Source organism: uncultured Thiodictyon sp. (assembly GCA_903837595.1).
GTDB lineage: Bacteria > Pseudomonadota > Gammaproteobacteria > Chromatiales > Chromatiaceae > Thiodictyon.
In genome coordinates, this window is the sequence record CAILVI010000083.1 from 1 (window position 1) to 15,502 (window position 15,502).

Annotated in this window: 9 protein-coding genes and 1 pseudogene; 3 read left to right on the top strand and 7 right to left on the bottom strand. The window is 65.4% G+C overall.

The annotated features are described in order from the left end of the window. Together QZY44_RS04555 and QZY44_RS04560 are read left to right on the top strand one after the other, a co-directional pair. Positions 1–727: pseudogene (locus QZY44_RS04555) on the top strand (IS1380 family transposase); the annotation flags it as partial. A gap of 740 nt (positions 728–1,467) precedes the next feature. After that, complete coding sequence (locus tag QZY44_RS04560; protein ID WP_295442849.1) at positions 1,468–1,926, top strand: hypothetical protein; 459 nt, start codon at positions 1,468–1,470, stop codon at positions 1,924–1,926. Between the two features lie 376 nt (positions 1,927–2,302). Here QZY44_RS04560 and QZY44_RS04565 read toward each other — a convergent pair whose 3' ends face one another. From QZY44_RS04565 to glmU, 6 genes are all read right to left on the bottom strand, one after another. Further along, complete coding sequence (locus tag QZY44_RS04565; protein WP_295442852.1) at positions 2,303–3,256, bottom strand: GDP-L-fucose synthase; 954 nt, start codon at positions 3,254–3,256, stop codon at positions 2,303–2,305. 8 nt (positions 3,257–3,264) lie between these two features. Next, a complete protein-coding gene (gene gmd / locus QZY44_RS04570) occupies positions 3,265–4,347 on the bottom strand; it encodes a GDP-mannose 4,6-dehydratase (RefSeq protein WP_295442854.1) in 1,083 nt (360 codons plus the stop codon). Positions 4,348–4,873: 526 nt separating this feature from the next. After that, positions 4,874–7,210 carry a DUF1631 domain-containing protein gene (locus QZY44_RS04575; protein WP_295442857.1) on the bottom strand — a complete coding sequence of 779 codons (2,337 nt, stop codon included), beginning with the start codon at positions 7,208–7,210 and terminating at the stop codon, positions 4,874–4,876. Between the two features lie 212 nt (positions 7,211–7,422). Further along, entirely contained in the window at positions 7,423–8,400 is a 978-nt protein-coding gene (locus tag QZY44_RS04580; RefSeq protein ID WP_295442861.1) for an NAD-dependent epimerase/dehydratase family protein, read from the bottom strand. Between the two features lie 16 nt (positions 8,401–8,416). Continuing rightward, positions 8,417–10,249, bottom strand: a complete 1,833-nt coding sequence (gene glmS, locus QZY44_RS04585) for a glutamine--fructose-6-phosphate transaminase (isomerizing) (protein WP_295442864.1) — start codon at positions 10,247–10,249, stop codon at positions 8,417–8,419. A 5-nt stretch (positions 10,250–10,254) separates the two neighbouring features. Continuing rightward, positions 10,255–11,637, bottom strand: a complete 1,383-nt coding sequence (glmU, locus tag QZY44_RS04590; protein WP_295442868.1) for a bifunctional UDP-N-acetylglucosamine diphosphorylase/glucosamine-1-phosphate N-acetyltransferase GlmU — start codon at positions 11,635–11,637, stop codon at positions 10,255–10,257. Between the two features lie 484 nt (positions 11,638–12,121). Here glmU and QZY44_RS04595 point away from each other — a divergent pair, with 484 nt between their 5' ends. Further along, positions 12,122–14,506, top strand: a complete 2,385-nt coding sequence (locus QZY44_RS04595; RefSeq protein ID WP_295442871.1) for a hypothetical protein — start codon at positions 12,122–12,124, stop codon at positions 14,504–14,506. A 96-nt stretch (positions 14,507–14,602) separates the two neighbouring features. Here the strand turns inward: QZY44_RS04595 and rfbA are convergent, their stop codons facing one another. Beyond that, positions 14,603–15,490 (bottom strand): glucose-1-phosphate thymidylyltransferase RfbA, encoded by an 888-nt coding sequence (gene rfbA, locus QZY44_RS04600; RefSeq protein ID WP_295442872.1) that lies wholly within the window; start codon positions 15,488–15,490, stop codon positions 14,603–14,605. Positions 15,491–15,502 lie beyond the last annotated feature (12 nt).

Consider the following 15,502-nt stretch of genomic DNA (forward strand, 5'->3'; position numbering starts at 1 on the left):
GAAAGGCACCCCGGAACTCTTGGCACGGGTCCTGGAGCGGGCGCGTGGACTGACCGCCGCACCGCTGTTGGTGCGTCTGGACAGCGGCAACGACGCCATCGAGAACATCGCGACCCTCATGGCGCATGAGGAGCAACACCCGCAGGCCGCCCCCGTGCATTACATCATCAAGTGGAATCCGCGCCGGGAAAGCCGCGAAGGATGGTTGGCCTACGCCACGGAGCACGGCGACTGGAGCACGCCGCGTCCGGGCAAGCGGGTGGCCCTGTTCGAGGTCCGCGAAACCCGCACGTACAACGGCTTCGACTATCACCTGCGCCGGGCCATGCGGCTGATCGAGCGGACCATCGACAAGCACGGCCAACACTTGCTGTTCCCCGACATCGCCATCGAAGGCTGGTGGACCAGCCTGGAGTTGGATGAGGAAACCATCATTGCGCTTTACGCCGATCATGCCACCTCGGAACAGTTTCATAGTGAATTCAAGACCGACTTGGACGTCGAGCGTCTGCCCTCGGGAAAATTCGCCACCAATGCCCTAGTCCTGGCCTGCGCCATGCTGGCCTACAACATCCTGCGTTGGATCGGGCAGACCGGACTGCTCGGTCCCGATGCCCCGCCGCGGGCGCCGGCCAAACGCCGGCGGCTGCGCACCGTGATGCAGGAACTGATGTACGTCGCCGCACGGCTAATTGCCACCGGCCGGCGCCTGAAGCTCGCCTTCGGCTACGGTTGCCGGATTGCCCCGGTGTTTTGCCGCCTCTACGACCAACTGGCCACCACCTGACCGCCACGGCATCCTGCCCCTGAGTTCACCGCTGCGACGCGCTCGCGGCCGCAGCAGCCCATTGCCTCGAATGCATACCGTATCGCCGATTGCGTCTGCTCTCTTTGAAAAGATGGCAGCGGCCGTGCCGGCATGGCTCAACTCGGGCCTTATTGCGCGGCGAGTGATCTCCGCCCTCTTCGGTCGCCGCATCGTGGATTACGGCACAGTATTAGTTCACGGATTCAGGGTAGAGAAAAAATGCATCAGGCGAATACGAGAGATGCGGTAAGCTGGCGGCGCTTACCCCCGGCCCAGTAATCTGCAGCATCGTACCGAATAACGCCTCCCCTTCGATCCTACTGCCTGCCCTTCTTCCGCGCAAAAGTCGGAGCTAATGTGGTTTTAATCTTACCTCTACGGCAGTCAGTTTACAAACATTGCCAACGGAAAGGGGGCTGCGTTGTAGCGCTCTTGCTCGTGCATTTCACTCCGCAAAGCGTCAACGGGCGGGGATAATGCGGGGAGCTTTCCGATGTTGACATGAGTTGCCCGGAGTGCGCGCGACAAACCATTGAAAAAAACAATATCTTATCGGAGCCGAAACGACTATTGGTCGCCTTCACGCATTAGGGAACCGCCTCACCGACCAGACCGCTTTCGCCGAACTGCTCGCGCCCTTAGAGCACGCACTCACGCGGGTGCGCGAAGCGCAGGACGTGGGTCGCGTGGTAATCGACCTACGAATCACGCTCGCCAGCTCCCGACAGCCGTGGCGGCTGGTCGCGTTCAATAGCCGCCGCGAGCACGTGGTCGAATTCCTCACCAACGACTCGACACTGGAGCCTGGCGTCGTCGCCTTCCTCTACTCCCGGCGCTGGGAGGAAGAGAAGTGCTTCGGCACCTGGAAAAACGACTTCACCCAAGCCAAAGCCTGGGGCAAGAGCTGCGTCGCGATCGAAAGCCAAGTGCGCCTCGCCATCATCATCCCCGGTATGCTGATCGCCATCATGCTGCACACCACCATGGGACAACATGGCATCGCCGACGAAAAAACGCCGAAGAAACAAGACAAGCGTCAGACCGTCCCGGCCGACGCCCCCGACGACACTGACCGGCCCGGCTGGACCGTCCCGCTGTTTCGCTATACCTCCATATAGTTGCTCCGACTGGACTGCAGTATTCATAATGTGTTGTTGCGGATCGGCGCCTGTCGTTGGCGTCGGTCGTTATTGACCTACCTCTAATGGGAAGCGGACACCGTTGCGCCGGCAGAATGCCACACGTGATCCACCGGTAGCGACTGGTCGCCAAACAGTCCTTGCAGATCAGCGACGCACGCCAAAGCGCGGTGCCCGCCCACCTGGCACAACCGGCCGCGGGACTAGCGCCGCGGCCGGCCGTCAGAGCGCAGGCGGCCACCAACCGGTTGGTTCTCGCACAGATCGCCACCGTCTCCAAGCCCAACGAGGTCACGGCGATCCCGCGGTTAGTGGAATTGCTGATGTTGCAACGCTGTCTCGTCACCATTCGATGCTAATGGTTCGCGATGAAGTCCCGATAGGCCAAGGCCAACCCCTCTTTCAAGGAAACTCGCGGTCGCCAGCCCAGAGAGCGCAAACGCTCGCTGCTCATGAGTTTGCGCGGGGTGCCGTCGGGTTTGCTGGTGTCATAGACGATGCGCCCCGTATAGCCGACGGTCTCACAGACCAAGGTCGCCAGCTCACCGATGCTGAGATCCTCGCCGCAGCCGACGTTGATGTGCGACGACATGGGGCTGGTGTGGGCGGCATAGGTGGCGTGATCCAGTTCCATCACATGCACGCAAGCGGCGGCCATGTCATCGACATAGAGGAACTCGCGCCGCGGCGTGCCCGTGCCCCAAATCATCAGCTCCGGGCTGGCGTTGAGCTTGGCCTCATGGGCACGCCGTAGCAGCGCAGGCAGCACGTGGCTGTTCTCCGGGTGATAATTGTCCCCGGGACCGTAGAGATTGGTCGGCATGACGCTGCGATAATCGGTGCCGTACTGCCGGTTATAGGACTCGCACAGCTTGATCCCGGCAATCTTGGCGATGGCATAGGGTTCATTGGTCGACTCCAAGACCCCGGTCAACAGCGCCTCTTCCGACATGGGCTGCAGGGCGAGCCGCGGGTAGATGCAGCTAGAGCCAAGAAACAGCAGACGCCGCACACCGGCAGCCCAGGCCTGGTGAATGACGTTGGCCTCGATCAGCAGATTGTCATAGATGAATTCCGCCGGATAGGTGTTATTGGCATGGATGCCGCCCACCTTGGCGGCCGCCAAATAGACCTGATCCGGACGCTCGGCCTGAAAGAACGCCCGCACCTGCGCCTGATCGGTCAGGTCGAGTTCGGCATGGCTCCTGGTCATCACCTGGTGGTGGCCGTGCCGGCCCAGCGCCCGGCAGATGGCTGCACCGACCATGCCGCGGTGCCCGGCCACATAAATCTTCTGCTGCATATCCATCGGCCGGCTCACTCGTGGTGGTCGAAGGCACTGTAGCCGTGCCGCTTGACCAATTCATCACGCTCCGCCTGCCGCAGATCCGCCTGCACCATCTCGGCCACGAGGGTGTCAAAACTGGTCTCCGGCACCCAGCCGAGCTTCTCCCGCGCCTTGGTCGCATCACCGAGCAGCGTTTCCACCTCGGTGGGACGAAAATAGCGGGGATCAATGGCGATGATGCAGCGCCCGCCGGAGTCATAGCCTTTCTCATCCACTCCAGCGCCCTCCCAGCGCACGGTGATGCCGAGCTCCTTGGCGGCGGCCGCCACAAATTCACGCACGCTGTATTGCACGCCAGTGGCAATGACATAGTCCTCGGGTTGCTCCTGCTGGAGCATCAGCCACTGCATCTGGACATAGTCTCGGGCATGCCCCCAATCGCGCTTCGCACTGAGATTTCCGAGGTAGACACAGTCCTGCAGGCCGAGCTTGATACGTGCCAGGGCGCGGGTGATCTTGCGCGTGACGAAGGTCTCGCCGCGCAGCGGGCTCTCGTGATTGAAGAGGATACCGTTGCAGGCGTAGATGCCATAGGCCTCACGATAATTCACGGTGATCCAATAGGCATAGAGCTTGGCCACGGCATACGGACTGCGCGGATAGAAGGGCGTGGTCTCCCGCTGTGGGGTCTCTTGTACCAGGCCATACAATTCCGAAGTACTGGCCTGATAAAATCGGGTCTTCTTCTCCAGCCCGAGGATACGGATCGCCTCCAGGATACGCAGGGCACCGAGTGCATCGGAATTCGCCGTATACTCCGGCTCCTCGAACGACACCGCGACGTGGCTTTGCGCGGCGAGGTTGTAGACCTCGTCGGGCTGCACCTGCTGAATGATCCGGATCAGGCTCGTGGAGTCCGTCAGGTCGCCGTGGTGGAGGATGAAGCGACGATCGCTGACGTGCGGGTCCTGATAGAGATGATCGATGCGGTCGGTATTAAACAGCGAGGCGCGCCGCTTGATGCCATGCACGCAGTAACCCTTAGCGAGTAGGAACTCCGCCAAATAGGCCCCGTCCTGTCCCGTAACGCCTGTGATCAGAGCCCTTTTCATACACATACCTCAAATCTTGACGGAGAATGAATTCGACCGGAACCGCGCGGTCAGCCGCCAGCACTCCGGGATGGGGGTCACGGCGGCGGCAGTGCCGAGGAGTTGCTTGCTCGAGCCGCGCCCACGACCAACCGCGAGGACCCGGGGCCATTTTCCGCGAGACACCGCGTGATTGGAAGCGCCACGAACGGTCCGGCGGGTGCGGACCAAGCCGGTCACGCGGGCCCGGTCCGGCGCACCGCAGGCGCAAGCCCGCCGAGATTCTCCCGGCGCTGGGCCGTGACCAGGCTCAACCGTCTGGCCGGGGCGAGCGCGCGGGCGCGCCGCCCCGGGTGGGTGCCGACGCAGACAGAACGCACAGCACGGTGGGGTCGATCATGGTGGGCCGAGGCCCGGGGGACGTTGTACCGACAGTGTAACCCCCGGGGAGCGGCGAACGGGGGGCAGGTGCGGGAGCGCGCAACGGGCCGCTCTCGCCCCGCAGTGTTGCAGGGCGTGGCGGCGGGCGAGACGCCGACGAGCGGTATCAATTGATCAAGGTTGAGACCGGAGCCGAAACAGGGGCCACGCCGCGCAACAGGTGGGCAACCGCGCGCTCGGTCAAGGGCGCCCGACTCAGCACCCGGGCAGTACCCTTGCGCAGGTGCTCCGCAAGGCTCTCGGGAGCCAGTGTCAGGGCGCTCTCCCCCTGGCGATTGGTGAACAGATAGACCGAGCGCAACTGGCTGGTCCAGTTCATGCGCAGGGTCTTGCGCGTACCCCGGAAGCTCTCGAACTCCACCCAGGTGCCGACGCCTAATGATTGGGCGAGCCGCAGGTGCCGATCCGCCTGACGGTTCGGCCGGTCGGGTTGGTCCGCTGCGCTGTGCGGATTCGGCACATGATATTCGATGGAATTAGGGATATCGAGCAGTTCGCTGGCGTTGAGTCCCTGGGCTTGCGCGACGGCGGGCGCCGGGGGACGCACCGGGGCGGCGGCCACGGGCGACGCAGGCTCCCAGGTGTCCGCCGTCCGCTGCTTGTGCAAGGCGGCCATGTGCAGCTTGATCAGTTCACTGAAGAAGGTGTCCCAGGTGTCCTGCTGACCGACGGACTCAAGCGGGACCCGCAACCGTCTGAGCAGGTCTGGCAGCGAGGTCAGCAGGCGATTGCGCTCGCCCCCCCCCCGCTTCGGCGCAACGCTCCACAGCAGGTCATCCATGGTCGCCAAGGCCTCGGTCCAGGGCGTTCCCTCGTCACCGTGGCTCACGTAGGTCTTCACCAGCACCAGCCGCCAGCGGTGGTCAAGGAACTCCGCGACCAGGGTCGGCACCGGGCCAGTGAGCCGCGTATCGACCTCCTTTGCCACCCGGGTCATCGCCAGGTCCTGACGCTCCCGTTGGGCCAGTTCGCCCACCACCGGCGTGGTGCGGGCCTGGGCGCGCGCATCCTCGTTCGCCAGGAAGCCCTCCAGCCGGCGGACCTGGGCGGAGAAGATCTCGATATCGGTCTCGAAGCCCGCCACCACCGCGGTGACGATGTCCTCGATCCGCGTCATCAGGTGGGGCGCATCGACCTCGTTGCGGCCGACCCCGGCACTGGCAATCAGATCAAGCAAACGCCGCGCCGGGTGTTTCCTGTCGGAGAAAAATGCCTTGTCCATCAAGGCGACTTTGAGAATCGGGAGCTGGAGCCTGGCGACCTCGGCCCGCAGCGTCGCCGACAGGTCCGGGTCGTCAAAGATCGCCTCGAAGAGCATCGCCACGATATCAATGGTCAGGGCATCGACCGGATGCGAGCAACCCGCCATTGCCGTGAGGCGCAGTTGCTGCAACGCGCTGCTCTGCGTCGGATCGATTTCCACCATCCCCAACCCCGACAGGTAGCGCGGATCGGCGCGGCCCCGTTGCAGGCTGGTCAGGACGGCGATCAGTTGGGCCAACCCGAGCGACGTGGCGGGGTTCGGCACGGCCCGGTGCCTTGCCGGAGTGTTCGCCGCCGCGGTGGCGTGGGCGAGTAGCCCGAAGACCGCATCCTCGCCGCCGCCGCCCGCGGGCAACCCGCCAAACTGGGCATCTACCGTGGCGGCCAGCAGGTCACTCGCGGGAAGGCCCGCGACTTGCGTTGTCGTCGGCAGCCCCGACGGGCCAGCCACGGCGCCTCCAGGCTCGCTCAGCGGGGCCGTTCGGGGCATCTCCACGGGGCTGGCGCAGTCAACCAAGTACCGGTTGATATCGTCATAGATGGCCGGGAGTGCGGCCGCGCTCTGGCGCGCAAACGCCTGGAGAATCGTCACGGCCAAAGGCTCACCGACCGCCAACGCGGTGCAGGCCCGGAACATGGCCGTGAACAAGGCACGGGGGTAGAACGGATGGTCGCCCTGGTTGACGGCCGCCAACCGCTGCCGGGCGGCAAGGTGCCGATCGAGCGTGATCAGTTGTTCGGCGCACTGGCGCTGCACACCGGCCGCCAGCGTGCCGATCGCCGGATCGGACTCGCCGCCGTCAGCAGCACCCAGGCTCAAACCCGCGGGGTCGCCCGCAGCGTCGTCACGAGCGCCCACCAACCACACGGCCGCGCCGCCGTCGAACTGCTCAACGTAACAGCTACGGAACTGGGCGAGCAGGGACCGGCCGCGGTTGGTCAGCAAATCCATCGCCGCAAAATAGCGCTGCTGCTGCTCCACGCTGGTGGCACTGTCGGCCATCCCGAGTAGGTCGTCGTTGGCGCTGCCAAGGTGCTCGGCGAAGGCCGCCGCCACCCCATGGACAAGCCGGTCCCGGCACGCCACGAGTAACCGGGCCACGTCCGCAGGGACGGTCCCGGCGGGGTTTGGTTCGCGGGCCGCGAAGGGCAGCACGCTGCTAAAATGTTGATCAGTCATGGACTGGGTCTCGATAGACAGAAGCACTCTGCGCGCGGGGGCACAGAGACAACCCAGCTTTGCGACCAACAGTCAGCGGCGGACCGAGGCCCAATGTCGCCGACACGCTCAATCTTCTTCGTTATTCGAGACGTCAGGAGACGTCCTCAGGCTCATAGTATAGGGCAATCACCGGCGCCAAATGCCAACCGGTTCGCGATTCTGAAGATCTCCTAAAATTGCGACGGTGCGCCGCTCGCCGCGCCGACCGCCTCGGCGGCCTGGGCCGTGCGCCGCAGGCCCTCTGCGGGCAGCACCGGGGGCTCCCAGTCGAGCAGGGCCCGCGCCTTCTCGGCACTCACCTGGAGCGAGCCACACAGGCGCTCGACCGCGGCTCGGTTACCCGCGGCGACACCAAGCCACCCCAAGAGGCGCGGCGGGACCGGCCAGAGCCGCGCCGGCTTGCCGAGTCCAGCGGCGAGCAGCCGCAACAACTGCGGGGTGGACAGGTCGGACTCGTCCGCCGCGAGGAAGGTCTCCCCCGCCGCCGCCGGGTGCTCGGCACACAGCGCCAACAGGTCGGCCAAGTTCCACACGCCCACTAAGCTGCGACGGTTGCGGATCGCCCCCAGGGGCAGCGGCAACCCCAGACGGATGGCACGCAGTAGACGCCCCAGGTTACCGCCGACGCCGGGGCCATAGACTAGTGGCGGGCGGACGATGACGTGTTCCAGGGCCGCGCCCCGAGCAACCCGGGCGAGGACCTGCTCCGCGGCCGCCTTCGACCGGGCGTAGGGGTCGCGCGGGTCCGGGGGGTCCAACTCGGTGAAGGGCCGCCCCGTGGTCGCCTCACCGTTGACCTTGATGCTGCTGACATAGACGAACCGCTGCACCCCCGCCCACGCCGCCGCTCGCGCCAGGCACTCGGTCCCTTTGACGTTGACCAGCGCAAATGCTGCGTCGGGGTCGGCGGCGACCTCGCGCATCACATGGACCCGGGCGGCCAGATGGACCACGGCGGTCACACCCGCCAGGGCCCGGGTCCAGTCGGTCTGCGGGCCAATCTCGCCCACCAGCACCCGCTCATGGTCGGGGAGCCCCGGGCGCGGCGTCCGCAAGGCCATACGGACCTGCCAACCACGCTCACTCAGGGCACGGCAGACCTCACCGCCAATGAAACCGGAGGCGCCGGTAACCAGGACCCGCTTCATCTTGGCAGCCCTGCACTCACTCGACCGTCACCGACTTGGCCAGATTGCGTGGCTGGTCCACATCCGTGCCCTTGAGCACCGCCACATGATAGGCCAGCAGCTGCATGGGGATGCTGAAGATCAACGCGTCGATCAGGTCGTCCGTCTCCGGCAGGCGGATGACCGTGATCCCGGCCGCCTCCTGCAAGGGAACCTGGAAGTCGGCGAAAACATACAGCTGGCCGCCCCGGGCGCGGACCTCCTCCAGGTTGGATTTCAACTTTTCCAACAAGGCGTTGTTAGCCGCCAGCGCCACCACCGGCATGTCCTCGTCGATCAGGGCGAGCGGACCGTGCTTGAGTTCGCCCGCCGGGTAAGCCTCGGCGTGGATATAGGAGATCTCCTTGAGCTTGAGCGCCCCCTCCATGGCGATGGGATACAACTCCCCGCGGCCGAGAAACAGGGTGTGCTGCTTGTCGACAAACTGTTCGGCCAGCCGCGCGATCGGCCCGTCCAGGGCCAGGACTTCCTCCATCTTGGCCGGGACCGAGCGCATCAGGGCGACCAGGCGCTCCTCCTGCACCTCATCCAGACACCGGTAGCGGCCCAGAGTGACGGTTAGTAACAGCAGTGCCACGAGCTGGGTGGTAAAGGCCTTGGTCGAGGCCACGCCGATCTCGCGGCCGGCGCGGGTCAGCAGGACCAGGTCGGATTCACGCACCAACGAACTCTCGGGCACATTGCAGATGGCCAGCGTCGTGGCGTAACCGGACTCTTTGGCGATGCGCAGCGCCGCCAGGGTGTCCGCGGTCTCACCGGACTGGGAGATGGTGACGAACAGCGCCGACTCCGGCACCACGTGGCGGCGGTAGCGGTACTCGCTCGCCACCTCCACGTTGCAGGGCAGCCCGGCCAGTGACTCCAGCCAATAGCGGGCGACGAGCCCCGCGTGGTAACTGGTCCCACAGGCGACGATCGTGACCGCCTTGAGGTTCGCAAAGAGGTCGGGCGCGGCATTGCCGAAGGCCTCCGGCACGACCCGATTGCCCACCAACCGACCCTCCAGGGTGTCGGCAATGGCACGGGGCTGCTCAAAGATCTCCTTCAGCATGAAGTGCCGGTACTCACCGCGCTCGGTGGACTCGGCAGCCACCGTGGACTCCTTGACCGGGCGCGTCACCAGCTCACCCGTGCGATCCCAGATACGGACCGCCTCACGGGTGATTTCCGCGATGTCACCCTCCTCCAGAAACATGAACCGGTGGGTCACCGGCAGCAGGGCGAAGACGTCGGAGGCGACGAAGTGCTCACCGAAGCCCACGCCGATCACGAGCGGGCTGCCCTGGCGGGCGACCACCAGGTGGTCCGGGTCCTGGACGTCGATCACGGCCAAGGCGTAGGCGCCCGCCAGACGGGCGGTGGCGCGGCGCACCGACTCGATCAGTGGGTGCCCGTTGATGAGTTCGTCGTAAACGGCGTGAACGACCACCTCGGTATCGGTCTCGGAGGTGAAACGATGGCCAGCGGCGCGCTGCTCCCGGCGCAGTTCCTCGTGGTTCTCGATGATGCCGTTGTGGACCAGGGTGCAGCGGTCGCGGCACACCTGGGGATGGGCGTTGCGCACCGCGGGCTCGCCGTGGGTGGCCCAGCGCGTATGGGCGATACCCAGCCCCCCGGGGAGCGGATGCGCGGCGATCTCCGCGGCCAGGCGCGCGACCTTGCCCAGAGTGCGCGCGCGATTGAGTTTACCCGTCGACTCCAGGACGGCGATCCCGGCGGAGTCGTAACCGCGGTATTCGAGTCGCCGCAGACCCTCCAGCAGAATGGCCGCGACCGGACGTTGGGCGATGGCGCCGACAATACCGCACATGGTGTTTACTCCGCCGCTCCCGGCTTGGGTGATTTCTGGGGCCGCTGCCAGCCCGGGATGGTGGTCTGACGGGCGCGGGTGAGTGTCAGTTCGCCGGCCGGAGCCTCAGCGCTGATCACCGACCCGGCGCCAATGGTGGCCCCGGCGCCGATGGTCACGGGGGCGACCAGAGAGGCGTTGGAACCGATAAAGGCCCCGTCACCGATCGTGGTCCGGAATTTGTTGGCGCCATCATAATTGCAGGTAATGGTCCCGGCGCCGACGTTGACCCCGGCGCCGATGTCGGCGTCCCCGATATAGGTCAGGTGATTGACCTTGCTGCCCTCGCCCACGGTGGCCTTCTTGATCTCCACGAAGTTGCCGATGTGGGTGTCGGGGGCGAGCCGCGCCTCCGGGCGCAGGCGCGCGAAGGGGCCGATGCGTGCCCCGGCACCGATCTGCGCCCCCTCGATCACGCAGTTGGCGAAGACCTGCACCCCGTCGCCGAGGATGCTGTCGCGGATCAGGCAATTGGGGCCGATGCACACGCCGTCGCCGAAGGTCACATCGCCCTCGCAGATCAGGTTGATATCGATCGCGACATCCCGCCCCGTGGTCAGGCGCCCGCGGATATCGATACGGGCCGGGTCGGCCAGGGTGGCGCCGTTGCGCATCAGGTCCTCGGCCAACCGCCGCTGGTGGAAGCGCTCCAGTACCGCGAGCTGGACCCGGTCATTGACACCGGAGACCTCCTCCAACGTCAGCGGATGGACGCTCGCCACTCGCTCACCCGCGGCCACCGCCATGCCGATCACGTCGGTCAAATAATACTCGCCTTGGGCGTTGGCGTTGGTGAGGCCTTTGAGCCAGCCGTCCAGCCGGACGCGCTCCGCCACCAGGAAGCCGGTGTTGACCTCCTGCACCGCCAGTTCCTCCGCCGTCCCGTCTTTCTGCTCGACGCTACGCAGGATGCGGCCGGTGGCGTCGCGGATGATGCGTCCGTAGCCGGTGGGGTCGTCCATCAGCGCGGTCAGGACGCCGAGCTCACAGTCCGCACTCGCCGCGATCAGGCGGCCCAGGGTGTCCGGGTCCACCAGCGGAACGTCGCCATACAGCACCAGGACCCGGTCCATGTCCTGGACCTGCGGCAGCGCCTGCAACACCGCGTGCCCGGTGCCGAGTTGCTGCGCCTGCTCCACCCAAACACAGGCCGAGTCGGCCAGGGCAGCGCGGACCTGTTCGCCCCCGTGGCCATAGACCACCACGGTGCGCGCGGCACCCAGGCGCGTGGCCGCGGCGACCACATGGGCCAGCATGGGCCGACCCGCCAGTGGGTGCAGCACCTTGGGCAGGTCCGAACGCATCCGCTTACCCGTGCCAGCGGCCAGGATTACGACGCCGAGCTTCATCTGGGGTATTTGCTCCGATAGAGGGGGTTAAGCGAGAGTCGGCCACTGGCCCCCGACCGGGGACCTGGTCGCCTGGGGCATGGCTCACGGGCGGGGCTACCCGCTCCAGATTGTCGCCAGGGCACAGGTAGGCGCCAGGAGCGACAATCCGCCCTGAGGTTGGTGCGGCCCGGGGCTGACCGGACGGACGCAGTGCCCAGGGAGACGCTAGATTAGCGCAAGATCGCGGGTTAAATCCAAAATCCGGTCGGCAACGCCGTCGTGGCACGCCAAGCAACAACTACTATACAATAAGTGTTCAAAAATGCAGCCGCTTGCAGCGCCCCTGCGACAGGCGTCGGGGCCTCGTCACCCGACCCGGGGGATGACGGCGCGCCACCATGCCTACCCGAATCAAGCGCAAGCGCGTGTAGACAGATCAAAATGTGACGCGCACGCTCCGTGACGTGTGCGACTTAGACCAAACCTTACGAGCGGATCGGCGATGACATCTTGGTTGAGGCTCTTGACGACGCGTGCCGGCCACTGGATGTCGTCCCTGCCTGCAAGGCAGGAGCCGCGGGGCCGCGCCACCGTCCTGTGGTCCGCGTTGGCCCTGGTCCTCGCCCTGCTGATCGCCGTACTCACGCTCTTGGCCCCGCGCGTCGATCAACGACTCGATCCCGGCCGGTTGGCCGTGCGGACCGGCCAGGCCTTCGAGGTTGCGCTGGGCCGGCTGATTGCGTTCCCATTTGCCGTCACCGGCGACGCCCTTTACTCGCAACACATATCGCGCCTGGAGGTGCTGGAGGATGGTCACCCCTTGGGTCCGGCGCACAGTCTGCACCAGACCATTGCGACCGCCGGCGGCGGCGCTTATTCTCATTGGGGCAAGGCGCTGATTCTGTCCACCTCAGATGGCAGCGATCCGCGTACGAATGGCCGTGATTACCGGGTTAGGGCACAAGCCGGGGCCCACCCGGCACTCTGGTGGCTGTTGCTGACGGCCACCACGGTGGCCGTTTATCTATTCGTGTACCACAGCGAACCGCGGCGATTTCGACGGGCCTTCCTCCGACTCGATGATGACTCGGGGTTGGGCTGCACCGCCGCCTTTGCGATCACCGGCAGCGCCGCCGCGGTGTTCCTGCTGCTGCGTGATTGGGAGGCAGCACGTACCATCTCGGTCTCAGCCGCCGGGTTTCTGCCATTGAGCGATGCCATCGGCTATTGGAACTGCGCCTCCGAAATCGCTGCCAGGGGCGAACTAACCCAAAACATCGAATGGTGCGGGAAGCGATTAACGTACACCACTTTTCTGGCCGCCGTGTTGGGTTTGACCAACTGGCATCCGCACCTGATGTACTTGGCCCAGGCACTGGTGGTGGGCCTGGCGGTAGCCGGGCTGGCCCTGCAAGTGGCCCGGCTGACCGGTCTCGCGGGCGGCACACTGGTCGCTGCGACACTCCTGGCCTATGCCAATGAGCAGGCGCTGGGAGTCACCATGACCGAGGTGGCTGGACTCACCGCCGGCGCGACGGGCCTGGCGCTGCTGCTCCATGGTGCCGAGCGCGCCAGGCCGCTCGCGCTGGCGGCTGGTCTCGCCTTGTTGAGCGTGGCCCAGGTCAGCCGCTCCGGGGCCATGCTGATCCTACCCGCCGTCGTGCTGTGGGTCGTCCTGATGGCCCCGCGGCTGGGGCTGCGGCGCTGGACCGCCGTGGGCGTGGCCATCCTCGCACTGTCATCGGGATTCGTCCTGCAGCACGCTCTGGCACAGTCACTACACGTGAAGGCTGGCGCGTCCTTCGGCAATTTTTCGCTGACCCTTTATGGTTTGTCGGTTGGCGGCGAGGGCTGGCAGCAGGCCTACAAAGACTATCCCGAGTTATTCCGGCAGGCCGACCCATCAGCCGGGGCCGCCGCGGCGGCAAGGGCAGAACCCGGTGCGCCGCAGCGCGTGCCGCCGGGGTATGACCTGTCCGGCGCCTACCGACAGGTCTATACCCTGGCATTCGCCAATATACTGAGAGCCCCAGACGTGTTTTTTGGCGCGTGTCTGCGCGCGGCAGGACAATACCCGCACTCCATGTTCGAATTCGTTCCCGGGTCGCCCCAGTCTGTGTGGTATCTAAATTTATTATTGATAATGGGGATTGCTTGGTGTCTCTACCATTGGCGTTCGCCCGTCAACCTGTTGCTGCTCGCTGCGATTGCCGGTGAGGCGACCTCCGCACCGCTGATCATCGAGGACGGCGGCATCCGCCTTTTTGCGGGCTCGATCGGGCTGCGGGTGGTGCTGGCGGCGCTCGGCCTGCGCGCTGCATCGACCCTGCTGTGGCCACGCCAAATGGCATTAGCGCAGCGGCTCGTGGCGCGCTCAGGATGGGCGCGGGGGACGCCCGTATTGGCCGTGGCTACCGCGACAGCGCTGATTGGCCTCTCTATACTCCCGGCCACTGGACTGCTGGCCTTTGCCCGACTCCCGGTGGTCGCGGCCCCAGCCTGTCCCGCCGGCGAGGAGCAGATCGTCACCCGCTTCGACCGCGAATCGGCGACCCTGACCCTCGCGCTGGACGAACAGGCCAGCGGCGTTTTCCCGCTACTCGTGGTGCGTCCCGGTGCGCTGCTGGCGAACATGGACGGGACCTGGTTCGCGCCGGATTTTGCCGCGCTGAAGCCAGGCGTGACCATCGTGAACGCGTTGCGTCGCGAACCGCACGACTTCGGCCATGCGCGCGGGCTACTGCTGGAACCGCGCCCCGCCTGGCTGACCCCCGGAACCTTGGTGCGCGCCTGCGCTGCGCCCGACGACTTCGTGAGTATCGCCAGTCGGAACTACCTGCGGGCACGCTCCTTGGAGCCGGTGCAGACGCAAGGCCACGGCGAGTAACCCTAAGAAACCGGGTCAGGAACACCGCCGTGCACCGCACTGTCAGTTGCCGCGCGCAGCCCAAATGACAGGAAAAAGCTTACTGATCGTGTATTTTCAAGAACCGCCCCACCCCCGGTGCAATAGCCCGAGTAAGTATTCGCCATAACCGCTCTTACGCAACGACTGCGCCATCGCGCGGAACTGATCTTCATCGATCCAACGGTTATAGAAGGCGATCTCCTCGGGGCAGCAGACCTTGAGACCCTGGCGCTTCTCAATGGTCTCGATGAAGGCACCAGCCTCCATCAGTGACTCGTGGGTACCGGTATCCAGCCAGGCGGTCCCGCGGCCCATGCGCTGGACTGAGAGTTCGCCCCGTTCCAGATACAGCCGATTGAGGTCGGTGATTTCCAACTCACCACGGGGCGAGGGTGACAGGTGCGCGGCCAAGTCACACACCTTGGTGTCGTAGAAATACAGTCCGGTGACCGCCCAGTTGGACTTGGGTTCCTCGGGCTTTTCCACCAGGCCGACCACATTGCCCGCCGCGTCGAACTCCGCCACCCCGTAACGCTGCGGGTCCGCCACCCAATAGCCGAAAACAGTGGCGCCCTGCTCCCGGGCACTGACCGCCCGCAACTGCTCCCCCAGCCCCTGGCCGTAAAAGATGTTGTCTCCTAGGATCAGACAGCTGGGGTCCGTACCGACAAATGCCTTGCCGATCAGGAAAGCCTGGGCCAACCCACCGGGTTCTGGCTGCTCGGCATAGGCGAGCCGTATACCCCACTGGGACCCATCCCCCAAGAGCAACTCGAAGAACGGCAGGTCCCGCGGGGTAGAGATGACCAGGATGTCCCTGATCCCCGCCAGCATCAGCGTGGACAGGGGGTAATAGATCATCGGCTTGTCATAGATCGGCAGCAGTTGTTTGCTGACCGCCCGCGTGATCGGATAGAGCCGGGTGCCGGAGCCCCCGGCGAGGATAATACCTTTGCGGTTCATTCAGGTTACTCC